Raw genomic sequence first — 26,213 nt, forward strand, 5'->3', positions numbered from 1 at the left:
ACGACGCGTATCGGCGCGATCGGCACAGAGCACCACCACCACGGGCCAACTGACGAGGGGACGGCCGCACATGACCTGGTTGATCACCGGCGGCGCCGGCTACATCGGAGCGCACGTCGTACGGGCGATGACCGCGGCGGGGGAACAGGCGGTGGTCTACGACGACCTGTCCACCGGTATCGCCGAGCGCCTGCCCGACGGGGTGCCGCTGGTGGTGGGCTCCACGCTGGACAACGAGCGTCTCGCGCGCACCCTCGCGGACCACGCGGTCACCGGCGTCGTCCACCTCGCGGCGAAGAAGCAGGTGGGCGAGTCGGTCGAGCAGCCGCTGCGCTACTACCGGGAGAACGTCGAGGGCCTGCGGGTCCTGCTGGACGCGGTGACGGCGGCGAAGGTGCCGTCCTTCGTCTTCTCCTCCTCGGCGGCGGTGTACGGCATGCCGGACGTGGACCTGGTCACGGAGGACACGCCCTGCGTGCCCATGTCGCCCTACGGCGAGACGAAGCTGGCCGGTGAGTGGCTGGTGCGCGCGACGGGCCGGGCGACCGGGCTGTCGACCGCGTCCCTGCGCTACTTCAACGTGGCCGGGGCGGCGAGCCCGGAGCTCGCGGACGTCGGTGTCTTCAACCTCGTCCCCATGGTCTTCGAGAAGCTCACGGAGGACGCGCCGCCGCGCATCTTCGGCGACGACTACCCGACCCCGGACGGCACCTGCGTACGCGACTACATCCACGTCGTCGACCTGGCCGAGGCCCATGTCGCGGCGGCCCGGGTCCTGAGCTCCTCCCCCGGCCGCGACCTCACGCTCAACATCGGCCGCGGCGAGGGCGTCTCCGTCCGCGAGATGATCGACCGCATCAACGCGGTCACCGGCCACGACCGGCCGCCCACGGTCACGCCCCGCCGCCCGGGCGACCCGGCCCGCGTCGTCGCCTCCGCCGACCGCGCAGCCGCGGAGCTGGGCTGGAAGGCCCGGCACGACGTCCAGGACATGGTCACGTCGGCGTGGGAAGGCTGGGTACGCCTGCACCCGGAGGCCAGGCGGGGCTGATCGGCGCCGGGCCGACGACAGGGGTCCACTCGCGGACCGAGCGCACCTCGACGCCGGGCGTGCGGCGGTAGTAGGGGTCTTCGTGCAGGATCTCGTCCAGACGTGCCCGGTCGACCGTGAAGAGCAGGAGGGCGCCGGTGTCGTCGGCCCACGGGCCGGCGGCTGCCAGGTGTCCGTCGGCGTGCAGACGGGCGAGGGTCTCGCGGTGTGCGGGACGGGCGGCAAGGCGCTCCGGGGCAGGGGTGAAGGCGAGTTCCACGGCGAACACGGGGGTCCTTTCGGGGCCGGTGTACGGGTTCGGCGGTGACGTTGGGCTCGGGGCGCCGGATGGCGCTGTATCACGCGATACCGACGGGAGTCGCTGTGGACGGCCGGATCGAACTGCTCGCCCCCGAGCTGCTCGCGCAGCGCGCCGCCCGGCACAGCTGACGGGCGCCTCCGGCCCTACAACGCCTTCAGCGCCCCCGCCGTGGCCCGGGCCAGCGACCCCAGATACCCCTTGGGCAGCTTCGGGCTGCGGATCACCACCGAGCGCCAGTAGAGGGGCCCGGAGATCAGGTCGAGGGCCAGGTCGTGGTCGAGGCCCCGGCGGAGTTCGCCGCGGGCTTCCGCCGCCGTGACGATGCCGGCCGCGACGCCGTCCTGGCCCTCGCGCAGGGCCTTCTGGAGGGCCTCGGCGATATCGGGGTTGCGGGCCGCCTCGGCCTGGAGGTCGGGGATGATCTGCGAGGCGACGGGGTGGCGCAGGGCGCGGGACGTCACCTCGTACAGCAGCCGCAGGTCGCCCTCCAGGGAGCCGGTGTCCGGCGCGGGCAGGCCCTGCACGGCGAGCGCCGAGACGATGTCGAGGACCAGGTGCAGCTTGGAGCGCCAGCGGCGGTACACCGCCGTCTTCCCGACCCCCGCCCGGCGCGCGATCCCCTCGATGGACATCCGCGCGTAGCCGACGGCCGCGAGCTCCTCGAAGACGGCCGCCCGGATGGCTTCCGTCACGTCCTCCCGCAGTACGGCCGCCCCTGCGGGGGCCCGGCGGCGCGGGGGCTGCTGGGGCTCGTCGGGCTTCGTCGTCATGCCGACAGCATAGGGCGTCACGACGAAACGGTTGCGTTCCGACGCTCGGACGACATACGCTCACGTTGCGACGATACGGTCCCGTCCCGACGTAAGACAACGTGAAGAGTCCGGTAAGAACCGCCGCCGCTCCCCACTTCGCGACCCCACAGGTCCACCCCCTCCCACAGGTCCCACACCCCCCTCGAACGAAAGCAGCGGATGTGAGCCAGGTCCTCCACACACCGCCCCAGGCACCGGCCCCGGCCGACGACGACCTCGCGGCCCTCGCCGCCCGCCACGGCCTCTCCGTCAGCGGCGCCCGCCCCTCCCTGCCCGAGTACGTCCGCCAGCTGTGGGCCCGCCGCCACTTCATCACCGCCTTCGCCACCGCCAAGCTCACCGCCCAGTACAGCCAGGCGAAGCTCGGCCAGGTCTGGCAGGTGATGACCCCGCTGCTGAACGCGGCGGTCTACTACTTCATCTTCGGCGTGCTGCTCGGCACCAAGCACGGGGTGCCGGACTACATCCCGTTCCTGGTCACGGGCGTGTTCATCTGGACGTTCACGCAGAGCTCGATCATGGCGGGCACCCGCGCCATCTCCGGCAACCTCGGCCTCGTGCGCGCCCTGCACTTCCCGCGCGCCGCGCTGCCCCTGTCGTTCTGCCTCCAGCAGCTCCAGCAGCTGATGTTCTCGATGGGCGCCCTGGTCGTCATCCTGCTCTGCTTCGGCGTGCCGGTCAGGGTGTCCTGGCTGCTGGCACTGCCGGCACTGTTCCTCCAGTTCACCTTCAACGCGGGCGTCTCCATGGTCATGGCCCGGATGGGCGCCAAGACGCCGGACATCGCCCAGCTGATGCCGTTCGTGCTGCGTACCTGGATGTACGTCTCGGGCGTCATGTGGAGCATCGACAAGCTGGCGCAGAAGGACAGCCTCCCGCACGTGGTGACGGTGGCTCTGGCGACCAACCCGGCCGCCGTCTACATCGACCTGATGCGCTTCGCCCTGATCGACAGCTTCCACGCGAGCCAGCTCCCGGCCCATGTGTGGGCGCTCGCCGCCGGCTGGGCGCTGGTCGCCGGCGTCGGCGGCTTCATCTACTTCTGGAAGGCTGAGGAGACGTACGGCCGTGGCTGACATCGCCAACGACAGGATCCCCACCGTCGTCGCCGACGGCGTCGACATCGTCTACCGCGTCAACGGCACCGGTGCCGGACGCGGCTCGGCGACCGCCGCCCTCAACCGCATGCTGCGCCGCAAGCAGACCGAGAAGGCGGCGGGCGTGCGCCGGGTGCACGCCGTGAAGAACGTGTCCTTCGTCGCCTACCGGGGCGAGGCGATCGGCCTGATCGGCACCAACGGCTCCGGCAAGTCGACCCTGCTGAAGGCCGTCGCCGGACTCCTCCCCGTGGAGAACGGCCGTATCCACACCGACGGCCAGCCCTCCCTGCTCGGCGTCAACGCGGCCCTGATGAACGACCTGACCGGCGAGCGCAACGTGTACCTCGGCGGCCTGGCCATGGGCATGTCCCGCGAGCAGATCAGGGACCGCTACCAGGACATCGTCGACTTCTCGGGCATCAACGAGAAGGGCGACTTCATCACGCTGCCGATGCGCACGTACTCCTCCGGCATGGCCGCGCGGCTGCGGTTCTCCATCGCCGCCGCCAAGGACCACGACGTGCTGCTGATCGACGAGGCGCTGGCCACCGGCGACCGCTCCTTCCAGAAGCGCTCCGAGGACCGCATCCGCGAGCTGCGCAAGCACGCCGGGACGGTGTTCCTGGTCAGCCACAACAACAAGTCGATCCGCGACACCTGCGACCGCGTGCTGTGGCTGGAGCGCGGGGAGCTGCGCATGGACGGGCCGACGGAGGACGTCCTCAAGGAGTACGAGGCGTTCACCGGCGACAAGTCCCCCAAGGCCGAGCCGAAGGCGCCTGTTCCCTCGTGAGGCGCACCCCGGTCGGTCCTTTTGTCGCATTGGTGACACCATGACCGAATAAGGTCCGCCTGCCTCGACGAGATGGAGGAGCCCCGTGATGCCCGAGCTCAGCGTCATCGTCCACGGGCCGAACGTGCAGGACCATCTGACGGAGCTCCTCGACTCCCTCGCCGCCCATCCCCTGCCGGACGCCGAGCTGATCGTGGCCGCGGTCGGCGACTGGGCCCGGGAGACGGCCGAGCGGCACACGCCGGACGTGCAGGTCGTTCCGCTGCCGGACGGTACGGGCGACGCCGCGGCCCGGGCGGCGGGGGCGGCGCGGGCCTCCGGCCGCTGGCTGCACTTCGTCCACGCCAAGGACGGCCTGCCCGCCGGCGCGCCGCGCACGGTCGCCGAGCGGGTGGCCGAGCTCCCGGCCGAAGTGGACGTCCTGCTCCTCGACCACGTCCGCAGCACCTGGCGCACCTCCGGCATGCCCTCCCGCGACGGCTCCCTGCTGGCCCGGGCGGGCCGTGCCGACGTCGCCCTCGACGACTGCGCGCCGCTGCTGCGCCTGACCCCGTTGCTCGGCACCCGCGTGCTGCGCGCCGACTTCTGGCGGGCGCACGAGCCGCGGCTCACCACCGACGACGAGCCGTACGCCGCCCTGGCCGCCCTGCTGCTCGCCGACCGCGTCGCCTGCCTGCCGCACGTCGCCTACGAGGACCGCAGACTGCGCCCCGCGAGCCTGCCCCCGGTCACTCCCGAGCAGCGCTACGGCCTCGTCGAGCGCTACGAGTCGCTCCTCGACCTCACCCGGGACCGCCGCGCCGCCCACGCCGTGCTCTACGACATCATGGTCCGCGACTGCCTGCGCACCTTCACCCGCGGCGGCATGCCGGAGGAGGTCGCGCGGGAGTTCTTCCGGCGGGCGTCCCTGGCCGCCCTGCGCCGCCGCCCCGAGGGCTACCGGCGCCCCGCCGGTCTCGAAGGCGTCCGCCGCTCCCTGCTCGAAGAGGGCGCCTACGGCAGGTACCGGGCCTTCCAGGCCGTCAACCGCACCCGCCGCACCGCCAAGTCGGCCGTACGGACCCGTAAGCGGCAAGTCGGCGCCAGGCTCCGCGACCACCAGTACCGCAGGGCGCTCGGCCGCCCGGTCAATCCCCACCTGGCGGTGTTCTCGGCGTACTGGAACCGCGGTGTCGCCTGCAACCCGGCCGCGATCGCCGCGAAGCTCGCCGAACTCGCCCCGCAGATCCACCCGGTGTGGGTGGTGACCCAGGAGAACGCGGCCCTGCTGCCGCCCGGCACCGACCACGTCGTGCCCGGCACCCGCCGCTACTGGGAGGTGCTGGCAACGGCCAAGTACCTCGTCAACAACGTCAACTTCCCCAACGCGGTGGTCAAACGCCCCGACGCGATCCACCTCCAGACCCACCACGGCACACCGCTGAAGCGCATGGGCCTGGACCAGATGGCGTACCCGGCGGCCGCGCAGGGACTGGACTTCCAAGCCCTGCTGGAGCGCATCGACAAGTGGGACTTCAGCGTCTCCGCCAACAGCCACACCACGCGCATGTGGGAGCGCGCGTACCCGTCGCACCACGTCTCCCTCGACCACGGCTATCCGCGCAACGACGTCTACTACACGGCCGGCGCGCAGGACATCCGCACAGTCCGCGACAGGCTCGGCATCGCGCCGGGCCGCCGGGCCGTCCTCTACGCGCCCACCCACCGCGACTACGAGGCCGGCTGGACCCCCCGCCTGGACCTCGCCGCCCTCGCCGACCGCCTCGGCGAGGACACGGTCCTGCTCGTGCGCGGCCACTACTTCTACGGCGGCGCGGCCTCCCCGCTCACCAACCTGCGCCGCACGGGCCGGATCATCGACGTCTCCTCCTACGACCCTGTGGAGGAGCTGTGCCTGGCGGCGGACGCCCTGGTCACGGACTACTCCTCGATCATGTTCGACTACGCCAACCTCGACCGCCCGATCGTGATCCACGCCGACGACTGGGAGACGTACCGCACCACCCGCGGCGTCTACTTCGACCTGATGGCCGAGGCCCCGGGCCCCGTCGCCCGCACCCAGCAGGAGCTGACGGACATCCTCACCACCGAGGCCTGGCGCGACGAGGGCGCGGCGAAGACCCGGGCCGTCTTCCGGCGCCGGTTCTGCGAGTACGACGACGGACGCGCCGCCGAGCGCGTCGTCCGCCGGGTCTTCCTCGGCCAGGACGAACGGTCCCTGCCGCCGGTGCTGCCGATCGAGGAACGCACCCCGGCCCCGACCCCGCAGGAGGCGACCGCATGAGCACCCCCGACGTCACCGTGACGGTCATCGTCTACAACGACGCCGAACGCCTCACCCGCGCGGTCGACTCGGTCCGCCGGCAGACCCACGCGAACGTGGAGATCGTCATCAGCGACGACCACTCGACGGACGAGACACCCGAGGTGGCCCGCCGGCTGGCCGCACAGGACCCCCGCGTCCGCCATCTGCGCCTGCCGGAGAACAGCGGCGGATGCAGCGCACCGCGCAACCGCGCCCTGGAGACGGCCCGGGCGCCGTATCTGATGTTCCTCGACAGCGACGACGAACTCCCCGACAACGCCGTCGAACTGCTGCTCGCCGCGCACCGCGAACGCGAGATCGACTTCGCGATGGGCGCGGTGCAGCGCGTCCGGGTCGACAACGGCCGCCGCTCGACGTGGATGCCGCACCTGGTCGCCGAGCGCCGCACCCTCGACGGCATCGAGGCCGACCCGCGTCTGCTCTTCGAGCACCTCGCCACCAGCAAGATGTACGCCCGCGCCTTCCTCGACCGGCACGGCCTGCGCTTCCCGGAGGGCATCCACTACGAGGACCAGCTGTTCTCGGCGCAGGCGTACTGCCTGGCCAAGGCCTTCACGATCATCCCGGAGCCGGTCTACCGCTGGTACGTCGCCCCGTTCGCCGCCTCCGACGCGGCCTCGATATCGAACCAGCGGCACAAGCTCGCCAACGTCCGCGACCGCGTCCACGTCCAGCACCTCATCGACGCGTTCCTCGCGGAGAGCGGGCACGAGTCGCTGCGGGAGGACAAGGACCACAAGTTCCTCAAGCACGACTTCCGGATGTACGCCGGTGACCTGCCCTACCGGGACGAGGAGTGGCTGTCCTCCTTCGCGGACATCGTCACGCCGTACCTGGACACACTCGCGCCGGGCGCCTTCGCCCGCCTCCCCCGCGCCGAACGAGTCGTCCTCCAGCTGATCCGCGACCGCCGTCTGCCGGAGACCCGACTGGCGGCCCGGGGCCTCGGCCACGGAGTGGCCCCCAGGCAGGTCACGACGGACGAACAGGGCCGCACCTACTGGGGCGACCAGATCCCCTCCTCGGAATGGTCCCGCCGCGAACTGGACATCTCGGACCTGGAGCTGGAGACGCGCCCCTTCCCGAGCGCCCAGTTCCGCCACGAGATCACGGAGATCACCCGGGGCCCGGGCGCCTCGGTCGACCTCACCATCCGCACGTACGACCCGTCCCTGCGCCTGCCCGTCGGCCCCCAACGCGCGACCCTCCTCATCGCCCCGGGCCGACGCCGCCTCCGCGTCCCCTTCCGCCTCTCCCCCGTACACCCCGGCGTCTTCGAGGGCCACGCCCACCTGGACCTGGCAGCGGCTCCTCTCCCCTTCCAGGGCTTCGCCGGAGTCCGCCACCCGTTGCTCCGCCTGGAACACCAGGGCCTGTCCCACACGGGCCTCCTGCTGGCTCCCCTGACCTTCCCCACCCTGACCACCCAGGTCCCCCACCACCGCCTGACCCTGGAACCGGAGGGCCACGGCCCGGGCCGCTTGCAGGTCCGCTGGGAACCGGTGGGTGTGACGGCAGGGCTGATCCGCCCGGTGGCACGCCGAGTGGCAAGGCCCCGGGTAAAGCGGGCAGCACGCTTGCTGGCAAGCGCGCTGAAGTAGGCCAACCGGCGGACGCGCTGAGCTGCGGGCAGTCGTGCCGCTAGGGGCGGCACGGGTGGGCACAGCGACACCCCGCTCCGCCCGTCTGCGGACCCATCCCCGCCTCAGCAGACGCTGGCCGCACCCGGCGACACCGGGCTGCCCACGCAGGCCGCCGCTGCGGGCAGTCGTGCCCGCTAAGGGCGGCACGGGTGGGCACAGCGACACCCCGCGCCACGCCGGGCTGCGGCCCCACCCGACCTCAGCACGCCGTACGGCTCACCGCACCACGGCGTAGAGCACCTGCCCCCCGGGCCCCCGGGCCACCTCCCGCAACCCCGCACCACGCCCGACGGCACCGCCCGTATCCACAACCCACCGCACCCCGTACTCCCGAAGAACCTCCCCCCGCTGCCTCCCTGACGTCCCCTCCGCGAAATACCTCCGCACAGCCGCCTCCCGCCGCCCCTCGTCCGGCAGGAAGAAGTCGGGATACCCAGGCGCCACGGTGTACGCCCCGTACGCCGGGATCTGCCGAGCCGGCCGCCCCGCCCGAGCCATCACCACATCCCCGTACTTCACCCACGGCGTCATCCAGTGGTACCCCTCCCATGGCCGCCGGTACTTCTCCGCGACGGCCTCCGGCAGATCTCCCCGCTTCACCACATACCCGACCGTCCCCACCTGCGTCCAAGCCCCCACGACCAACGCCACCCCCAGCACACACCCCCACCCCACCCGAGCCCGCCACCGCCCGGCCTCCCCCACCTCCACCGCCACCGCGACCTGTGCCGGAATCAACGCCGCCGGCAACGCCCGCCCCCACGACCAGTGCCCGCTCAGCCCACCCGCCGCCACCACGACCACCCCCAGCACGAAGAACAGCACCAGCGGATCCCACCGATCCCGCCACCACCGCACCCCCAGCGCCACCACCCCGAGCAGCACCAGCCAGTACCGCCCGACCAGGTCCTCGTACAGCGCGCGGTGCACCGACTCCAGCCCGCCCCCGGCCCCGAACAGCGCGAAGAAGTCGTAGTACGGCCACAGCAGCAGGACGACCAGCGCCAGCACCAGCCCGCCGCCCAGCCGGATCCACACCACCCGGCCAGGCCGCGCGGCGACCACCGTCGCGACCGCCCCCAGCGTGGCCACCACCCCCGAGAACTGATGGCACAGCAGGATCACCGCCCACAGCGCCCCCAGTCCGAGCCACACGCCCCACCCCGCGTCACCGTCACCGTCACCGCGCACCGCCCGCCCGACCCACGCCCAGAGGTGGAACGCGAGCCCCAGCGCGAACACGCTCGGATACGACACCGTCAGCGCGAGCGAGTTGAGCCCGTAGAAGCCGCTCCAGTTGAACAGGGCGGTCCCCCACAGGAACAGCAGGCTCAGCACGGCCAGGGCGGGCGCGGCCGGATGGCCGCTCAGCGTCCGCACGTACCGCCACACTCCCGACAGCAGCAGCGCGAGCCCGGCCAGTGCTCCCAGCCGCAGCACAACGAAGACCGACAGACCGCTCACCCGGGCGACGCAGCCGAGCACCAGCATCCAGGGCGAGTAGTACGGGCTCGGCGTGTCCGCGTCGACGAGCGGATTGCCCGGGTCGACGAGATCGTGCCGCAGCCGCTGGACGGTCGCGGCGTGCATGCCGAGGTCCCCGGCCCACGGCAGCCGGACGATCACGAGGACCAGCAGCAGGACGACCACCGCGGCGGCCGCCTGCGCGGCCAGGGCCGCCGGTCTAGGCGCGGCGGGCATCGTGCTGGAACACCCAGGTGCGGTAGACGAGGAAGCGGAAGGCGGAGGTCAGCACGATGGAAGCCGCCTTGACCGCGTTGGACTCGAAGGGACCGGACAGGCCGAGCCCGTGATACCCGGCGTAGAACAGCCCGCTCTCCATGGCCACGCCGATTCCGCTGAAGACGAAGAACAGCACGATCTGGCGCCGGGTCCGGGACGCCCTGTCGCGGTAGGTGACATACCGGAATCCGAGGTAGTTGGTGCCCATGGCGATCAGGCTGGCCAGCACGGTCGCCACCATGGCGGCCCGGTGCAGCCCGTGCAGGAGCAGGTTGAACACCAGGAAGTTCACTGCGACGCCGCTCCCGCCGACCAGCGCGAAGTTCACCACTTCGAGGACGACGCGCTTCACCGGCGGGACGGCGGGAGCGGCCACTCGCTCCCCGGAGAGATTCACTGTCACGCCCCAAGCCTTAGCCGGAAACAGTAAGTCCTCCACTCGAATCGCCCTAAAGCACGCCAAGAAGAAGGCGCCCCGGGCCGATACCGGCCCGGGGCGCCCCGGACGCCGTACTCGTGACTCCTGACTCCTACGAATGCGTCCGCAGCAGCGTGCGCATCGTCCGCATCGCCACCGACAGGTTCGCGAGGTCGAACGCCTCGGAGCCCTGGATCTCCTCCAGTGTGGTGCGGGCCCGGCCGAGGATCGCCGCGTTCTTCTGCTCCCACGCCTTGTAGCGCTGCTCGGGCGTCGCGGCGCCGTCGCCCACCGCCAGGACGTCGGCGGTCAGCGCCGCGTGCGCCGCGTAGAGGTCCTCGCGGATCGCCGCGCGGGCCATGGACTGCCAGCGGTCCGCGCGGGGCAGCTCGATGATGCGGTCCATCAGCTGGGTGATCCGCAGCCGGTCGGCGAGGTCGTAGTAGACCTCGGCGACGTCCAGCGGCTCCCGGCCCATGCGGTCCGCGACCGAGACGATGTCGAGCGTCGGGAAGGCGGAGGAGAAGCCCGCCACGCGCGTGGCGAGTTCGTCGGGCACACCGGCGTCCGTCAGCTCGTCGTAGATCTTCTGGTACCACTCCAGGTCCGCGCCGCGCAGCAGCTTCGGCAGCTGCCCCCAGACCTGCTCGACCCGCTCGGCGAAGAAGTCGACCGTCTCGGCGAGCTGAAGCGGCTGCGGCCGGTTGTTGAGCAGCCAGCGCGTGCCGCGCTCCACCAGACGGCGCGAGTGCAGGCGGATGCGGGTCTGGACGTCGGCCTCGACCTTGTTGTCGAGCGCTTCGACCCCGTCCCACACCGGCGACTGGCGGAAGATCACCCGGGCCGCGGTCTGCGCCCGCACGATCTCCTCCAGCGACGCGCCGGTCTCCTCGCGCAGGCGGTGCAGATACGTCGTACCGCCCGTGTTGACCGTGTCGTTGACCAGGACCGTCGTGGTGATCTCGCGGCGCAGCGGGTGCCCGTCGAGACGGTCCGGGAACTGCTCGCGCAGCTCGGTCGGGAAGTACGCGTGCAGCAGACCCCTCAGGTACGGGTCGTCCGGCAGCGAGGTGCGCAGCAGTTCCTCGGCGACGGTGATCTTCGTGTACGCCAGCAGCACGGCCGTCTCCGGGCCGGTCAGACCCTGGCCCTGGGCGAGCCGCTCGCGGATCTGCCGGTCGGTGGGCAGGAACTCCAGCGCCCGGTCGAGGTGGCCCTCCCTCACCAGGTGCTTCATGAAGCGCTGCTGGGCGTGGAGCATGGCGCCGGACTGGGCGAGGGCGTTGGCGATCGCCGTGTTCTGCGCGTAGTTGTTGCGCAGCACCAGGTGGCCGACCTCGTCGGTCATCTCGGCGAGCAGCCTGTTGCGCTGTTTGACGGTCATGTCGCCGTCCGCGACCAGGCCGTTGAGCAGGATCTTGATGTTCACCTCGTGGTCGGAGGTGTCCACGCCCGCGCTGTTGTCGATGGCGTCGGTGTTGATCCGGCCGCCGTGCAGCGCGAACTCGATCCGGCCGAGCTGGGTCAGCCCCAGGTTGCCGCCCTCGCCGACGACCTTGACGCGCAGGTCCTTGCCGTCGACGCGGATGGCGTCGTTGGCCTTGTCGCCGACGTCCGCGTTCGACTCAGGGGAGGACTTGACGTACGTACCGATGCCGCCGTTCCACAGCAGGTCCACCGGCGCCTGGAGGATCGCCTTCATCAGGTCGGCCGGGGTCAGCTTGGTGACCTTGGCCTCGATGCCGAGGGCCTCGCGGATGTGCGCGTTGACCGGGATCGCCTTGGCCGTACGCGGGAAGATGCCGCCGCCGGCCGACAGCAGCTCCTTGTTGTAGTCCTCCCAGCTGGAACGCGGCAGCTCGAACAGGCGGCGGCGCTCGGCGTAGGAGGTGGCCGCGTCCGGGTTCGGGTCGATGAAGATGTGCCGGTGGTCGAAGGCGGCGACCAGGCGGATGTGCTCGCTGAGCAGCATGCCGTTGCCGAACACGTCACCGGACATGTCGCCGATGCCGACGACCGTGAAGTCCTCGGCCTGGGTGTTCACGCCCAGTTCCCGGAAGTGCCGCTTGACGGACTCCCAGGCGCCGCGGGCGGTGATGCCCATGCCCTTGTGGTCGTAGCCGGCGGAGCCGCCGGAGGCGAAGGCGTCGCCGAGCCAGAAGTTGTACTGCTCGGCCACCCCGTTGGCGATGTCGGAGAAGGTCGCGGTGCCCTTGTCGGCGGCGACCACGAGGTAGGTGTCGTCCTCGTCGTGCCGGACGACGTCCGCCGGGGGCACGACCTCGCCGACCACCATGTTGTCGGTGATGTCGAGCAGCGCGGAGATGAACGTCTTGTAGCTGGCGATGCCCTCGGCCATCCACGCGTCGCGGTCGACGCTCGGGTCGGGCAGCTGCTTGGCGACGAAGCCGCCCTTGGCGCCGACCGGCACGATGACGGTGTTCTTCACCATCTGCGCCTTGACCAGGCCGAGGATCTCGGTACGGAAGTCCTCACGGCGGTCGGACCAGCGCAGACCGCCGCGCGCGACCTTGCCGAAGCGCAGGTGCACGCCCTCGACACGCGGCGAGTACACCCAGATCTCGAACGCCGGGCGCGGCGCCGGCAGGTCGGGGATGGCCTGCGGGTCGAACTTCATGGAGACGTACTCGTGCGGCTTGCCGCCCGCCGCCTCCTGGAAGAAGTTGGTCCGCAGCGTCGCCTTGATGACGGTGAGGAAGGACCGCAGGATCCGGTCCTCGTCGAGCGAGGCCACCTGGTCGAGGGCCGCGTCGAGCTCCTCCAGCAGCGCGTCCACGATCTCGTGGCCCGCGCGCTGCCGGTCCGGCGACATCCGCGCCTCGAACAGGGAGACGAGCAGGCGGGTGGTGTGGACGTTGTTGCGGAGGGTGTCCTCCATGTAGTCCTGGCTGAACGTGGACGCCGCCTGCCGCAGGTACTTCGCGTACGCCCGCAGCACCATCGCCTGGCGCCAGGTCAGCCCGGCGCTCAGCACCAGGGCGTTGAAGCCGTCGTTCTCCGCCTTGCCGGTCCAGGTGGCGGCGAAGGCGTCCTGGAACCGCTCGCGGGCGTCGTCGCCGAAGTAGTCCCCGCCGCCGCTCTTCGCACGGGGCATGCGCAGGCCGAAGTCGTAGATCCAGACCACGCTCCGGTCCGAGCAGCGCAGCTCGTACGGCCTCTCGTCGACGACCTCGACGCCGAGCCGGTTGAGGACCGGCAGCACCGCCGACAGGGAGATGGCGTCGCCCGTGCGGTAGATCTTGAAGCGGCGCTCCTCGGGGGCGGCGCCCACCGGCTCGTAGAGGCTGAGCGCGAAGTCCTTGCCCTCCTCGCCGTTCAGCTGTTCGAGGTGGATGAGGTCGGCGACCGCCGCGCGCGGATTGTGGTCGGCCTTGTAGCCCTCGGGGAAGGCGTGCGCGTACCGGCGCATCAGTTCCGCCGCGTGCTCCTCGCCGAGCTCGGCGTTGAGCGCCTCGGCGAAGGCGTCCTCCCAGGAGCGGGCGGCCTCCACCAGCCGGGCCTCGATGCGCTCCTTGTCGGCGTCGGACAGCTCGGGCAGCTCCGTGCCCTGCGGGACCCGGACCACGAAGTGCAGCCGGGACAGGATCGACTCGGTGTTCCAGGCCGTGAAGTCGACGCTGATGCCGCCGAGCTCCTCCTTCAGGATCTCGATGATCCGCAGGCGGACGGCCGTGGTGTAGCGGTCGCGCGGCAGGTAGACGAGGGCCGAGTAGTAGCGCCCGTACTCGTCCTGGCGCAGGTAGAGCCTCAGCCGCCTGCGCTCCTGGAGGTAGAGGACGGAGGTGACGATGGCCCGCAGCTCGTCGACGGGGGTCTGGAACAGCTCGTCGCGCGGGTACGTCTCCAGGATCTGGAGCAGGTCCCGGCCGTCGTGGCTGTTGGGCGAGAACCCGGCCTGTTCGAGGACCTCCTCGACCTTGCGCCGGATGACCGGGACCCGGCGCACGGACTCGGTGTAGGCGGCGGAGGAGAACAGTCCGAGGAAGCGCCGCTCGCCGATGACATTGCCCTCGGCGTCGAATTTCTTGACCCCGATGTAGTCCAGGTACGACGGCCGGTGCACGGTCGCCCGGCTGTTCGCCTTGGTCAGGACGAGCAGCTTGTGCTCGCGCGCCTTGGCCCGGGCGTCGGCGGGCAGCCGCTCGAAGGACGGGCTGACCGGGTGGCTCTCCTGGTCGGAGTGGTGCGGGTCGGCGCGCAGGATGCCGAGGCCGGTGCCGGGCACGGCGGCCAGCGAGTCGTCCCCGCGCAGCTGGTACTCGCGGTAGCCGAGGAAGGTGAAGTGGTCGTCGGCCAGCCAGCGCAGCAGCTCGCGGGCCTCCTCGACCTGGGGTCCGGGCAGGTCAGCGGGGATGGGCTCGTCCGGCAGCCCCTCCGCCAGCCGGGTCGCCGCTTCCCGCATCTTGCCCCAGTCCTCGACGGCCTCGCGGGCGTCGGACAGCACCCGCAGCAGGTCGGCGGTGATCTGCTTCAGATCGGCCCGGTCGGTCTCGCGGTCGATCTCGACATGGATCCAGGACTCGACGTGCGCGTCGTGCGGAAGGTCGCCGACGACGGTCGCGGGAGAGGGCAGCACCTCGATGAGCTTGCCGGTGACATCACGCCGCACGACGAACTGCGGGTGGATGACGACGTGGATCCCGCGACCCTGCCGCGTCAGCTCATTGGTGACGGAGTCCACGAGGAAGGGCATGTCGTCGGTGACGACCTCGACGACGGAGTGGCTGCACGTCCACCCGTTCTCCTCGACCGTGGGAGTGTGCACCCGTACGTTGGCCGTGCCCTGGGGGCGGTTCTCGGCCAGCCGGTAGTGCGAGACTGCGGCTCCGAAGACATCGACCGGGTCGCGGTCGGTGAGGTCCTCCGGGGCCGTGTGCAGGTAGTAACGCTGGAGGAACGAGAGCAGGGACTCACGATCCGGGGCTCCCTGGGCGTCTGGGGTCTCCTCGCCCGTCGACCCGGTCGGTAGGTGCCCCCCGACCGGGCTGTTCTCAGCTACCCGGGCGGCCCTCTCGAGCAACTCGGCCTTGGCTTCGTCCAGCTTGGTCTGCATTGTCCTCTGGCTCCTGTCGCGCGCCGTTGCGTGACGTAGAAGGAAGTACGGCCTCTGCACTTACGACGTCACGCCGTGACACGGGGTATCCGGTCTGCTCCGACGCTATGCCGCAAGGTGAGATGAGCGGGGGTGTCTGAGCCGTTCTTGAGCTGCCCCACGGGTGTGAGGCTGCTCTCTGCGACGCCTCGGTCCGGGTGGTGCTCGGCGTCCCGGGAGTCCTCGAAGCCCCGTCCCGCCCGCGAAGACCAGCGACCGCCGCCCGGTCACGGATGTGGTCCGTGCTCTCCGGGCGCAGGGCAGGGACGACGACGTCCCCGCGAACTATCGCGCTGATCACGCCACCAAGGCTATCGCTCCTCACAGGGGGCCCGTCATGAGCCGTATGTGTACAAAACCAGGCCGAGAAGTTTGACGTTCTGCACAGTGAGCGCACGCAGCTACGGCCGAGTGGCCGCCCTAGCCGCGGGCAGTCGTGCCGCTTGGGGCGATGGGGGTCCCCCCTGCTCGAGCGAAGCCGGGAGGTTGGGAAGGGTGGGCGCAGCGGCACCCCGCTCCGCCGGGCTGCGCACTCACCCGGACCCAGCCCAACCGCCGAGCACCTGCCTACGCCGCCAGCCGCTCCGCCTCCGCCACGGCCTCCTCAAGCGTGTCCACGACCGGCACCCCCACCGACTCCAGACTCGCCCGACTGTGCGACCCCCCGGTATACAGCACGGCCCTCGCCCCCACATACTGCGCAGCCACCGCATCATCCGCGGCATCCCCGATCACAACGGTCCGCTCCGGCACCACCCCCCTCAGCGACTCCAGATGCCGCACCATGTGCTCGGCCTTGCTGCCCCCCGACGGCCCGGTCCGCCCATCCACCCGTATGAAGTGCGGCTCGATCCCGAACCCCCGCACCAACGGCACGAGCTCCTCGTGCACATACATGCTCAGAATCGACTGACTGCGCCCGGCCGACCGCCACTCCGCCAACAGCTCCACGGCCCCCACCGTCAGCTCACACCTCACCCGGTGCTCCGCGTAGTACCGATGGAAGATGTCGTCCATGACCTCCCACTCGGCCTCGGTCGGCAGCCGCCCGATCAGCCGCTCATAGAACTTCGGCACCGGCACGCAGTACAGCTCCCGGTACTTCTCCAGCGTCAGCGGCTCCAGCCCCAGCTCGGCGAACGCCGCGTTCGTCGCCCCGATGATCGCGTCGATGTCGTGGAACAGCGTCCCGTTCCAGTCCCAGACAATGTGCGCGCCCGTCTGCTTGCCCATGCCCCAAAAAGTACCCGCCCCCACTGACAATCAAGAGAACGGCAACTCAACGCGCCCCCCTGAACGCCGAGAGCACCCGCCCCGGCGCTCAGTCCCCGCGCCCCACCAGGTTCGCAATCTCCTGCGTGGCGAACCACAGCAACTCGTGGTCCTCCGCTCCGTCCACGACGAACTGCGCGTCGTCGTCCCCACCGTCCGCCGCCGGCAGCGCCTCGGCCGCCGCCGTCACATCCGCCTCCGCATCCGCGGCGTCGACATGCACGGACGCCGCTTTGGCCAGCGCGACGGCGCCGGCGACCCGCACTTCCCCCAGCGCCGACGGGTCCAGCCCCCGGTCGGGATCCGCGCTCGCGGCCCGGTCGGGCACGTCCACGGCCACCACGACCCGCCGCCGCGGCGCCTCCGGCTCGGCCGCCAGCAGCCGCAGCGAGGCCAGCGCGGCCCGGCTCAGCGCCGCGTACTCCAGTTCCTCGATGTCGTCGGAGAGGTACCACTCGCGCAGCCCTGGCGTCACGGCGTACGCGACGAACGGCCCGGCTCCCAGCTCACCCGTCTTGTACGCCTCGGCGAGACGGGGGAGGGTCAGGGGCACGTAGACACGCATGGCTGGCCGCTTCCTTTGGGGTCGTTGCATGGTCGGAGGGCTCCGGAGGGCCTTCAGGATACGTGCGGTGCGTCCCCTTTCGAGTTCCGCCCTGTGACGCCGGACGCGGCAACTCCGGGCCCGGCATTCACCCGGCGCACCCCCGCGCTGACTGGCTTCCCGCCCTCCACACCACCCGGATAGGTGAACATTTCGGCGCCTGCCATACGGGGTCCGCTTCCTTGCCCCCGCCCCCGTCGGCCCCGTACAAGATCACCAGCTCGAAGTTACTCTCCGGTATCAACCGGGCCCACGAAACGGGGACCCCCATGAACAAGGTCATGACCAGGGCACAACAGCGCCCGGGCACCCGCCCACCAGCCCGCCGCGACCCACGCCGCCCCGGCGGCAGCGCCAACCCACGCACACCCGGCAGCACGGCCCCACGCCCCGCCGGGACCCCCACTCACCACACCCTCAGCAGCACCACCCCGCCACGCACCACTGGCGGCACCACCTCACGCACCCCCGCGCCCTCCTCTCCCCACACTCCCGGCAGCACCGCCCCGCCGCGCACCCCCGGCGGAGGCCCCGCCCGCACCCCGGCAGCCGACGGCCGCCCTCCGGGCTCCGCCCGCACCGCGAGGCCCCGCACCCGCCCCAGGGACACCCGCCCCCCGACACCTTCCGCCGCCCCCACAGCACCCCGCAGGGCGCCGCGAACCACCGCCCCGGCCCCCAGGGACACCACACCACGCGTCCCCGCCCAGCACCCCCACCGCCCGGTTCCGGTCCCCCACCCCCTCCCCACCGACGTCTTCGCCGACCTCCTCGTGGCCGTCCTCAGCGGCCACCGCCCCGTCCACTCGATGCTCCGCCACACCCGGGGCCGTGCCTACGACGAACTGGCCTGGCTCGCCGAACGCGGCCCCCTGCGCACCCGCGGCGCCCGCCCCGTCGTCCGCGACATCGGCTACTTCGAACCCCGCCCCGGCGCCATCGAGGCCTTCGCCCGCATCGGCGCCGGCGACCAACTGCGCGCCATGGCCTTCCGCCTGGAGCTCGGCCAGGACCTCCGCTGGCGTTGCACGGCAGTGGAACTCGGCGGTCCCCGCCCGCCCCGCGCAGAGGCCGACTGAGCATCGCCCAAGGCGGCACAGCCGCCGGTTTCGGCAAGCCGAAGGGCCGGACACCCTCGGGTGCCCGGCCCTTCACGCCGCTACGGTGCCTCAGCGGCCGTCACTTCTTGCGACGGCCCCGGCTGCGCGCCTGCTTGCGGCGCTCCGCGCGCGTGAGGCCGTCGGCCTCGGAACGCACCGGCTCGTCGTCGGTGGCGAAGTCACCCTCGATGGTGCCGCCCTCACCGTCGACCGTCGGCGCGGAGAAGTGGAGGTTGCGCCGCTGCGGGGCGTCGAGCCCCTTGGCGCGGATCTCCGGGCGGGCACCGGCCTGCGCCGGCACCGTGTCGTGCTTCTCCAGGTCGGCCACCGGCTTGGCGTCCTCGACCGGGACCTCCTCGACCTGCTGCTCGACCTGGACCTCCAGGTTGAACAGGTAGCCGACGGACTCCTCCTTGATGCCCTCCATCATCGCGGTGAACATGTCGAAGCCCTCGCGCTGGTACTCGACCAGCGGGTCCTTCTGCGCCATCGCGCGCAGGCCGATGCCCTCCTGGAGGTAGTCCATCTCGTAGAGGTGCTCGCGCCACTTGCGGTCGAGGACCGACAGCACGACCCGGCGCTCCAGCTCACGCATGATCTCGGAGCCGAGCTGCGCCTCGCGCGCCGCGTACTGCTCGTGGATGTCGTCCTTGATGGAGTCGCCGATGAACTCGGCGGTCAGCCCGGCCCGGTCGCCGGCCGCCTCCTCCAGCTCCTCGATGGTGACCTTGCACGGGTAGAGCTGCTTGAAGGCGCCCCACAGCCGGTCGAGGTCCCAGTCCTCGGGGAAGCCCTCGGCGGTCTCGGCCTGGACGTAGGCGTCGATCGTGTCGTCCATGAAGTGCTGGATCTGCTCGTGCAGGTCCTCGCCCTCCAGGACGCGGCGCCGCTCGCCGTAGATGACCTCACGCTGGCGGTTGAGGACCTCGTCGTACTTCAGGACGTTCTTACGGGTCTCGAAGTTCTGCTGCTCGACCTGCGACTGGGCGGAGGCGATCGCGCGTGTGACCATCTTGTTCTCGATCGGCACGTCGTCCGGGACGTTCGCCATCGACATCACGCGCTCGACCATCTGGGCCTTGAACAGCCGCATCAGGTCGTCGCCGAGGGACAGGTAGAAGCGGGACTCGCCGGGGTCGCCCTGACGGCCGGAACGACCGCGCAGCTGGTTGTCGATCCGCCGCGACTCGTGCCGCTCGGTGCCCAGCACGTAGAGGCCGCCGAGCTTCTCGACCTCATCCTTCTCGGCCTGGACGGCCTTCTCGGCCCGCTTGAGCGCCTCGGGCAGGGCGTGCGCCCACTCCTCGATGTGCTCCTCGGGGTCGAGGCCGCGCTGGCGCAGCTCCGCCTCGGCGAGGTCCTCGGGGTTGCCGCCGAGCTTGATGTCCGTACCACGGCCGGCCATGTTCGTGGCCACCGTGACGGAGCCCTTGCGGCCGGCCTGGGCGACGATCTGCGCCTCACGGTCGTGCTGCTTGGCGTTCAGCACCTCGTGCTGGATGCCGCGCTTGCTGAGCTGCTGCGACAGGTACTCGGACTTCTCGACCGAGGTGGTGCCGACGAGGATCGGCTGGCCCTTGCGGTGCTTCTCCTCGATGTCGTCGACGACCGCCTCGAACTTGGCGACCTCGGTCCGGTAGATCAGGTCCGACTGATCCTTGCGGACCATCGGCCGGTTGGTCGGGATCGGCACCACGCCGAGCTTGTAGATCTGGTGGAACTCCGCGGCCTCGGTCATCGCCGTACCGGTCATGCCGCACAGGCCGGGCATTTCCTTGCCCTTGTGGTCGTGGCGCTTGTAGAGGCGGAAGAAGTTCTGGAGCGTGATCGTGGCGAGCGTCTGGTTCTCGTCCTTGATCGGCACCCCTTCCTTCGCCTCGATCGCCTGGTGCATGCCCTCGTTGTAACGGCGGCCGGCGAGGATACGTCCGGTGTGCTCGTCGACGATCATGACCTCGTCGTCGATGATGACGTAGTCCTTGTCCTTCTTGAAGAGCTCCTTGGCCTTGATGGCGTTGTTCAGGTAGCCCACCAGCGGGGTGTTCACCGACTCGTAGAGGTTGTCGATGCCCAGCCAGTCCTCGACCTTGCTGACGCCGGACTCGTGGATGGCGACCGTGCGCTTCTTCTCGTCGACGTCGTAGTCGCCGGTCTCCTCGATGCCCTTGAGCGGCTGGCCGGCCTCGCCGCGCTTAAGGCGCTTGACCAGCTTGGCGAAGTCGCCGTACCACTTGGTCGCCTGGTCGGCGGGACCGGAGATGATCAGCGGCGTACGGGCCTCGTCGATGAGGATGGAGTCGACCTCGTCGACGATGGCGAAGTTGTGACCGCGCTGGACGAGCTCGTCCTTTGACCACGCCATGTTGTCGCGCAGGTAGTCGAAGCCGAACTCGTTGTTCGTGCCGTAGGTGATGTCGCAGGCGTACTGCTCGCGGCGCTGAGCCGGCGTCATGTTGGCGAGGATGCAGCCGACGCTCAGGCCCAGGAAGCGGTGGACGCGGCCCATCATCTCGGAGTCGCGCTCGGCCAGGTAGTCGTTGACCGTGATGATGTGGACGCCCTCGCCGGACAGCGCGTTCAGGTACGCCGGCAGCGTGCCGACGAGGGTCTTGCCCTCACCGGTCTTCATCTCGGCCACGTGACCCATGTGCAGGGCGGCGCCGCCCATCATCTGCACGTCGTAGTGGCGCTGGCCCAGGACCCGCTTGGCGGCCTCACGGACGGTGGCGAAGGCCTCGGGCAGCAGGTCGTCCAGGCTCTCACCGTCGGCGTACCGCTGCTTGTACTCATCGGTGAGGGCCCGCAGCTCGGCGTCGGAGAGGTCGACGAAGTCCTCTTCGATGGAGTTGACCTGGTCCGCGATGCGGTGCAGCTTGCGCAGGATCTTGCCTTCGCCTGCACGCATGATCTTCGAGAGGACGGACACGGGGGTTGGTCTCCTTGCCGGTCGGGCCTGGGACGGTCGCTTACCACTTGACTTACTGAGCAACGGCCATCGTATGCGAGGACCCCACCGCGCCGGGAGGGCCTGCCGTGACGGCGACCGTCCGCTGCTTCATTTCGCCTTCACTCTGCCTCAAAGGGGACAACGTCCGGGCCCCTCGGATGGTGCCGCATCCCCCGCCCGGATTACGCGAGGCGTGATCACTCCCTCACTCACGGCAAACAGATGGCGATTGCAGGGGCCTCCGACCAGAATCGGCCGATGGACCCCGTCACCCTCACCACGGACCGCCTCCTGATGCGCACGGTCGGCCCCCAGGACACCGACGCGGTGTACGACGCCTGTCAGGACCCCGACATCCAGCGCTGGACCACGATCCCTTCGCCGTACCTCCGCGAGAACGCCGAGGCCTTCACGGAACAGTTGGTCCCCGACGGCTGGGCGGACGGCTCCATGTACACCTTCGGCGTCTTCCTCCACTCCGGAGAACTCGCCGGCATGCTCGGCATGACCATGCGCGCCCTGGGCATGGGCGAGATCGGCTTCTGGGCCGCCAAGCAGCACCGCTCCCGCGGCTACGTCACGGAGGCCGTGCTCACCGCCTGCCGCTGGGCCTTCGTCCACGCCGCGATCGACCGCATCGAGTGGCGCGCCGAGGTGGGCAACCGGGCCTCCCGCGCGGTAGCGGAACGAGCCGGCTTCACCATCGAAGGCACACTGCGCGCCTCGACCAACAACAAGGGCGTACGCCGCGACACCTGGGTCGGCTCCTTGCTCCCCTCGGACTTGGGCCTCCCTTCGACGGCCCCCTACTTGCCGGCGCTCGCGTAGCTGCCTAGATGAATGAGTCCGATGTGTGTGCTGGTCGCGACCATGGCGAAGGGCGCCCGTTGGTCAGTGTGTGAAGACAAACCTGGACGCCCTTCTGGCGGCACTGTACGTGTTCATCGACGACCATGTGGCGCCTTGTCGCCGGATCGGGCGACCCCCGAAACTGACGGACGCCGAACTGCTGTGCCTGGCGGTCGCCCAGGTCCTGCTCGGCTTTCCCTCTGCCCGGCACTGGATCCGCTTCGCCCACGCCCGGTTGGGCCACCTCTTCCGCTACCTGCCCCAGCAATCGGCCTACAACAAGCGCCTCAACGCCGCCGGGCCGCTGATCAGCCATGTGATCGAGGCCCTGGCCCGGCAGGTGCCGACCTGGCACGACAGCCTCCGGCTGATCGACTCCACCCCGCTGCCCTGCGCCGCCTCCCGCGAGACCGTCAAGCGCTCCGACCTGGCCGGGCACGCCGGATACGGCTACTGCCGCAGCCATTCCCGGTTCTTCTGGGGGTTCCGGCTGTACCTGGTCACCACCGCCGAGGGCATGCCCGTCTCCTGGTGTCTGGCCAACCCGAAACTCGGAGAGCGGGAGGTGATGGCCGCTCTGCTGGAACGCGACCATCACCTGACCCGGGCGGGGCAGGTGATCCTGGCCGACAAGGGCTTCGCCGGCCGGGAGTTCGAAGTCTTCGTCACCGACCGGCTCGGCGCCCACCTGGTACGGCCGGACCGCAAGGACGAACCGGCCCGCTTCGGCAAGATCGCGCGTGTCCGCCAGTGGATCGAGGCCGTCATCGACACCCTCAAGGGCCAGCTCAGCCTGGAACAGCACGGCGGCAGAACCCCGGCCGGAGTCTTCGCCCGAACCGCCCAACGCCTGCTGGCCCTGGCCACCGCGATCTGGCACAACTGGCACACCGGAGCAACGGCCAAACGCTCGCTGATCGCGTACGACCACTGAAGACTTCGGACTCATTCATCTAGCTGCGGGCAGTCGTGCCGCTGGGGCGATGGGGGTCTCCCCTGCTCGAGCGAAGCCGAGAGCTTGGGGGAGGGTGGGCGCAGCGGCACCCCGCTCCGCCGGGCTGCGCACCCACCCCGCCCCAGCCCCAACGCACAGCACCCCGCACGCGACCCCGCAGCTCACCACCCCTCTGTCAGTCCCACCCCCTATCGTGCAAAACCATGACCACCCCGCGCCCCACAACAGAGCTCTCCGCAGACGAGGCCCGCCGACTCGCGCTCCGCGCCCAGGGCTTTCTCGGCGCCCCACCCCGCCGCTCCGGCGTCCGCGGCATCCTCCGCCACCTGGGCGCGATACAGCTCGACACCATCTCGGTCCTGGCCCGCTCCCACGAACTCGTCCCGTACGCCCGCTTGGGCGCGGTCGGCCGAAAGACAGTGGAGAACGCCTACTGGAAGCCTGCGATTTCCGGCGCGCCTTCGGCACGACCCCACGCCTTCGAGTACTGGTCCCACGCGGCCTGCATCCTCCCTATCGAGGAATGGCCGCACTTCGCCTTCCGCCGCCGCGCCTACCGCAACCGCCCGCACTGGAACCACGAGCTCCCGGACGGCGCCTACGACGAGGTCATCAAGCAGCTCCGCGACGAAGGCCCCCTCACGGCCACGGAGTTGGGCGGCGCGAAGAAGACGAACGACTGGTGGGACTGGTCCGGCTCGAAGGTCGCCGTCGAACGCGCCCTGATGTACGGCGAGGTGGTCTGTGTGGAGCGCCGCGGCTGGAAGCGCGTGTACGACCTCGCCGAGCGCGCGATCCCGGAGGACCTGCTGCACGACGAACTGGACGACGCCGAGTGCCTGCGCCGCCTGGTCCGCCTGGCGGGCCAGGCCCTCGGCGTCGGCACGCGCGCGGACATCGCCGACTACCACCGCCTCAAGGGCGAGCAGGTCGACGCGGTGATCGCCGACTCAGGCCTTGTCCCGGTCTTGGTCGAGGGCTGGGGCAAGCCCGCCTGGGCCGACCCCGCGGCCCTGGAGACACCCCCGCGCGGCCGCCACCGCACCACGCTGCTCTCACCTTTCGACTCCCTGATCTGGGAGCGGGCGCGCACGGAGCGGATCTTCGGCTTCACCCACCGCCTGGAGGCCTACGTCCCCAAACAGAAGCGGGTGTACGGCTACTTCACGATGCCGGTCCTGGCCAGCGGCAGGCTCGTCGGCCGCGTGGACCCGGCCCGCGAGGGCCGCACACTGGTGGCCAAGCAGGTCACGCTCGACGGCGCGAAGGCCGTCCCGGCCGTGGCCCAGGCCCTGGCCGAGGCGGCGACCTGGGTGGACTGCACGGACGTACGCGTGGAACGGGTCGACGCTCCGGACCTGCGCGAACCCCTCGTCAAGGAACTCGCCCGCGTCCTCGTCTGAAGCCCTACCGGATCAAGGGATCACGGGATCACCGGATCTCGAGGATCTTCTCCCGCATCGCGTACACCACCGCTTCCATCCTGGAGTGCAGCTGAAGCTTCTCCAGGATGTTGCGCACGTGGTTCTTCACGGTGTTCTCGGAGATGAACAACTCCTTGGCGATATCGCGGTTGTTCATCCCCGTCGCGACGAGTTTGAGGACTTCCAGTTCGCGGTCCGTCAGCCGTGGCGCGGGCACCAGCCGGCGCTCGTCGGTGCGCTGGATCATCGACTTGAACTCGGTGAGCAGCTTCGACGCCATGGAGGGGCTGATCTGCGACTGCCCGTCGGCCACCGCGCGAATGGCGGTGGCGACCTCGTCCGTGGAGATCTCCTTGAGGAGATAGCCGGTCGCTCCCGCCTTGATGGCGTCGTAGAGATCGGCTTCCTCGTCGCTGATCGTCAGCATGATGATCTTGGCGCTGGGGGCGACCTCCTTGATGGAGGTGCATGCCTCGATCCCACCCCGCTTGGGCATCCGCACATCCATCAGGACGATGTCGGGCAGCAGGTCGGCGGCCTTCTCGACGGCCTCGGCGCCGTCGCCCGCCTCCCCGATGACCTGGATGTCCTCCTCGGCCGCCAGCACGATCTCCAGGCCACGGCGGAACAGGGCGTGGTCGTCGACCACAAGGACTCTGATCGGTTCCTTGCGTGGAGAGTCCGTGTCCGGGCCCATGCCGACGACGCCGTCGGCATCCTCGCCACGCATCGGTCCGAAGCTGTCCGCCATCGTTCCTCCCCCTGAAGGCTGTGGCCTTTCGTCCTGAGCCATCGCCAACCCAGAGCAACGACCCACCGGTTGGGCCGTGTCCAACCATGATTTCATGCCCGGACGACACCGGGGTGACGGAGCGGGGCGCTCAGTGGTCGCACAGGGGTGCCCCTGGGGGCGCACACGCGCTCCAGGGGCACCTGCTCCGCTGTCACCCGGCATGGTCAGCCGCCGAGCGCACCGCCAGCCTCGGGCGCGTGCGCCTGTGTGACCATCGTGTCCGTCCTGAGGTGGATCACGCCGTAGTCGTAGGCGTGCCGTCGGTAGACGACACTCGGTTCCTTGGTCTCGGAGTCGACGAACAGGTAGAAGTCGTGCCCGACCAGCTCCATCTCGTAGAGAGCCTGGTCGAGGGTCATGGGGGCTGCGACGTGGGTTTTCTCGCGGACGACGATGGGGCCGTCACCCTGCACTTCCAGCGAGCCGATCTTCTTCGTGGGGACGGCCTCTTCCGGCTTCTCCTCCGGTGTCGGCACCAGACCGTTTCCGTTGAGCGTCGCCACGCCCGGGACGTGGTCGGCGACCTCTGCGGCCGAGATCCGGCGCGCGCCACGGCGCGAGAACCGCTTGTCGTGTTGCCTGCGCAGCCGGGCTTCCAGCTTTTCCGCCGCCAGGTCGAGCGCCGCGTACGGATCGCTCGCCGCTGCCTCCGCCCGGATCACCGGCCCGCGGGAGCGAAGCGTGATCTCCACTCGGTCGCTGCGGTCGGCCTGCCTGGGGTTGGGCTCCTTGGACACCTCGACGTCGAGGCTGATCACCTTGCCATCGAGCTTCTGGATCTTCTCCAGCTTCAGCTTCTCGGCCACGTGCTTCCGGAACCGCTCGGGCACCTCGGTCTTGCGGCCCTTGACGACGATGTCCACGCAGAACTCCGTTCCCGGATCACTCCGCTTCGCTGCGGAGCATCTCCCTTTTGCACCAGGTCCCGGTGTGCCCAGGGACCTCGGACTCGGTGACTTCCACCTCCTC

Annotated in this window: 19 protein-coding genes; 9 read left to right on the forward strand and 10 right to left on the reverse strand. The window is 70.4% G+C overall.

Going from position 1 to position 26,213, the window contains the following annotated elements:
- The first annotated feature begins 70 nt into the window (after positions 1-70).
- The gene (galE, locus tag V8690_RS16240) at positions 71-1,051 is read left to right on the forward strand and encodes a UDP-glucose 4-epimerase GalE (protein ID WP_338779552.1); all 981 of its coding nucleotides are present in this window, start codon (positions 71-73) and stop codon (positions 1,049-1,051) included.
- On the opposite strand, the gene V8690_RS16245 is transcribed toward galE, so the two are convergent.
- Positions 996-1,319, reverse strand: a complete 324-nt coding sequence (locus tag V8690_RS16245) for a YciI family protein (RefSeq protein ID WP_338779554.1) — start codon at positions 1,317-1,319, stop codon at positions 996-998. The genes galE and V8690_RS16245 overlap by 56 nt on opposite strands.
- Positions 1,320-1,495: 176 nt before the next feature.
- The gene (locus V8690_RS16250; protein WP_338779557.1) at positions 1,496-2,122 is read right to left on the reverse strand and encodes a TetR/AcrR family transcriptional regulator; all 627 of its coding nucleotides are present in this window, start codon (positions 2,120-2,122) and stop codon (positions 1,496-1,498) included.
- Between the two features lie 203 nt (positions 2,123-2,325).
- On the opposite strand from V8690_RS16250, the gene V8690_RS16255 reads away from it, so the two are divergent.
- From V8690_RS16255 to V8690_RS16270, 4 genes are all read left to right on the forward strand, one after another.
- A complete protein-coding gene (locus V8690_RS16255; protein WP_338779559.1) occupies positions 2,326-3,240 on the forward strand; it encodes an ABC transporter permease in 915 nt (304 codons plus the stop codon).
- Complete coding sequence (locus tag V8690_RS16260; RefSeq protein ID WP_338779561.1) at positions 3,233-4,057, forward strand: ABC transporter ATP-binding protein; 825 nt, start codon at positions 3,233-3,235, stop codon at positions 4,055-4,057. The genes V8690_RS16255 and V8690_RS16260 overlap by 8 nt, the downstream gene beginning before the upstream one ends.
- Before the next feature lie 88 nt (positions 4,058-4,145).
- Entirely contained in the window at positions 4,146-6,341 is a 2,196-nt protein-coding gene (locus V8690_RS16265; protein WP_338779563.1) for a CDP-glycerol glycerophosphotransferase family protein, read from the forward strand.
- Positions 6,338-7,984 (forward strand): glycosyltransferase family 2 protein, encoded by a 1,647-nt coding sequence (locus V8690_RS16270; protein WP_338779566.1) that lies wholly within the window; start codon positions 6,338-6,340, stop codon positions 7,982-7,984. The genes V8690_RS16265 and V8690_RS16270 overlap by 4 nt, the downstream gene beginning before the upstream one ends.
- A gap of 258 nt (positions 7,985-8,242) precedes the next feature.
- On the opposite strand, the gene V8690_RS16275 is transcribed toward V8690_RS16270, so the two are convergent.
- The 5 genes from V8690_RS16275 to V8690_RS16295 form a co-directional block, all read right to left on the reverse strand.
- On the reverse strand, positions 8,243-9,727 hold the full coding sequence (locus tag V8690_RS16275) for a hypothetical protein (RefSeq protein WP_338779568.1): 1,485 nt from the start codon (positions 9,725-9,727) through the stop codon (positions 8,243-8,245).
- Positions 9,711-10,172 (reverse strand): GtrA family protein, encoded by a 462-nt coding sequence (locus V8690_RS16280; RefSeq protein ID WP_338779570.1) that lies wholly within the window; start codon positions 10,170-10,172, stop codon positions 9,711-9,713. The genes V8690_RS16275 and V8690_RS16280 overlap by 17 nt, the downstream gene beginning before the upstream one ends.
- 127 nt (positions 10,173-10,299) lie before the next feature.
- Positions 10,300-15,261 (reverse strand): NAD-glutamate dehydrogenase, encoded by a 4,962-nt coding sequence (locus V8690_RS16285; RefSeq protein ID WP_338779572.1) that lies wholly within the window; start codon positions 15,259-15,261, stop codon positions 10,300-10,302.
- Between the two features lie 606 nt (positions 15,262-15,867).
- Positions 15,868-16,533 (reverse strand): HAD family hydrolase, encoded by a 666-nt coding sequence (locus V8690_RS16290; RefSeq protein WP_338779574.1) that lies wholly within the window; start codon positions 16,531-16,533, stop codon positions 15,868-15,870.
- An 88-nt stretch (positions 16,534-16,621) separates the two neighbouring features.
- Positions 16,622-17,137: a hypothetical protein gene (locus V8690_RS16295; protein ID WP_338779576.1), complete on the reverse strand. Its 516-nt coding sequence runs from the start codon at positions 17,135-17,137 to the stop codon at positions 16,622-16,624.
- Positions 17,138-17,445: 308 nt separating this feature from the next.
- On the opposite strand from V8690_RS16295, the gene V8690_RS16300 reads away from it, so the two are divergent.
- Positions 17,446-18,255 carry an Rv3235 family protein gene (locus V8690_RS16300; RefSeq protein ID WP_338779578.1) on the forward strand — a complete coding sequence of 270 codons (810 nt, stop codon included), beginning with the start codon at positions 17,446-17,448 and terminating at the stop codon, positions 18,253-18,255.
- A gap of 100 nt (positions 18,256-18,355) precedes the next feature.
- Here V8690_RS16300 and secA read toward each other — a convergent pair whose 3' ends face one another.
- The gene (secA, locus tag V8690_RS16305; RefSeq protein ID WP_338779580.1) at positions 18,356-21,202 is read right to left on the reverse strand and encodes a preprotein translocase subunit SecA; all 2,847 of its coding nucleotides are present in this window, start codon (positions 21,200-21,202) and stop codon (positions 18,356-18,358) included.
- Between the two features lie 279 nt (positions 21,203-21,481).
- On the opposite strand from secA, the gene V8690_RS16310 reads away from it, so the two are divergent.
- The 3 genes from V8690_RS16310 to V8690_RS16320 all read left to right on the forward strand — a co-directional run bounded on the left by V8690_RS16310 (position 21,482) and on the right by V8690_RS16320 (position 24,430).
- Positions 21,482-22,051, forward strand: a complete 570-nt coding sequence (locus tag V8690_RS16310) for a GNAT family N-acetyltransferase (protein ID WP_338779583.1) — start codon at positions 21,482-21,484, stop codon at positions 22,049-22,051.
- A gap of 70 nt (positions 22,052-22,121) precedes the next feature.
- Positions 22,122-23,006: an IS982 family transposase gene (locus tag V8690_RS16315; RefSeq protein WP_338779585.1), complete on the forward strand. Its 885-nt coding sequence runs from the start codon at positions 22,122-22,124 to the stop codon at positions 23,004-23,006.
- A gap of 224 nt (positions 23,007-23,230) precedes the next feature.
- Complete coding sequence (locus V8690_RS16320) at positions 23,231-24,430, forward strand: crosslink repair DNA glycosylase YcaQ family protein (protein WP_338779587.1); 1,200 nt, start codon at positions 23,231-23,233, stop codon at positions 24,428-24,430.
- A gap of 28 nt (positions 24,431-24,458) precedes the next feature.
- On the opposite strand, the gene V8690_RS16325 is transcribed toward V8690_RS16320, so the two are convergent.
- Positions 24,459-25,202 carry a response regulator transcription factor gene (locus tag V8690_RS16325; RefSeq protein WP_338779589.1) on the reverse strand — a complete coding sequence of 248 codons (744 nt, stop codon included), beginning with the start codon at positions 25,200-25,202 and terminating at the stop codon, positions 24,459-24,461.
- A 206-nt stretch (positions 25,203-25,408) separates the two neighbouring features.
- A complete protein-coding gene (raiA, locus tag V8690_RS16330; RefSeq protein ID WP_338779591.1) occupies positions 25,409-26,107 on the reverse strand; it encodes a ribosome-associated translation inhibitor RaiA in 699 nt (232 codons plus the stop codon).
- Positions 26,108-26,213: the final 106 nt, after the last annotated feature.

It is taken from the genome of Streptomyces sp. DG1A-41, from assembly GCF_037055355.1.
Classification (GTDB): Bacteria; Actinomycetota; Actinomycetes; order Streptomycetales; family Streptomycetaceae; genus Streptomyces.

Bases quoted from the DNA above. Each gene is read 5' to 3' on its own strand.
- galE (WP_338779552.1), top strand. From the start codon at position 71: ATGACCTGGTTGATCACCGGCGGCGCCGGCTACATCGGAGCGCACGTC.
- V8690_RS16250 (WP_338779557.1), bottom strand. From the start codon at position 2,122: ATGACGACGAAGCCCGACGAGCCCCAGCAGCCCCCGCGCCGCCGGGCC.
- V8690_RS16265 (WP_338779563.1), top strand. From the start codon at position 4,146: ATGCCCGAGCTCAGCGTCATCGTCCACGGGCCGAACGTGCAGGACCAT.
- V8690_RS16270 (WP_338779566.1), top strand. From the start codon at position 6,338: ATGAGCACCCCCGACGTCACCGTGACGGTCATCGTCTACAACGACGCC.
- V8690_RS16275 (WP_338779568.1), bottom strand. From the start codon at position 9,727: ATGCCCGCCGCGCCTAGACCGGCGGCCCTGGCCGCGCAGGCGGCCGCC.
- V8690_RS16285 (WP_338779572.1), bottom strand. From the start codon at position 15,261: ATGCAGACCAAGCTGGACGAAGCCAAGGCCGAGTTGCTCGAGAGGGCC.
- V8690_RS16290 (WP_338779574.1), bottom strand. From the start codon at position 16,533: ATGGGCAAGCAGACGGGCGCGCACATTGTCTGGGACTGGAACGGGACG.
- V8690_RS16295 (WP_338779576.1), bottom strand. From the start codon at position 17,137: ATGCGTGTCTACGTGCCCCTGACCCTCCCCCGTCTCGCCGAGGCGTAC.
- V8690_RS16300 (WP_338779578.1), top strand. From the start codon at position 17,446: ATGAACAAGGTCATGACCAGGGCACAACAGCGCCCGGGCACCCGCCCA.
- V8690_RS16310 (WP_338779583.1), top strand. From the start codon at position 21,482: ATGGACCCCGTCACCCTCACCACGGACCGCCTCCTGATGCGCACGGTC.
- V8690_RS16320 (WP_338779587.1), top strand. From the start codon at position 23,231: ATGACCACCCCGCGCCCCACAACAGAGCTCTCCGCAGACGAGGCCCGC.
- V8690_RS16325 (WP_338779589.1), bottom strand. From the start codon at position 25,202: ATGGCGGACAGCTTCGGACCGATGCGTGGCGAGGATGCCGACGGCGTC.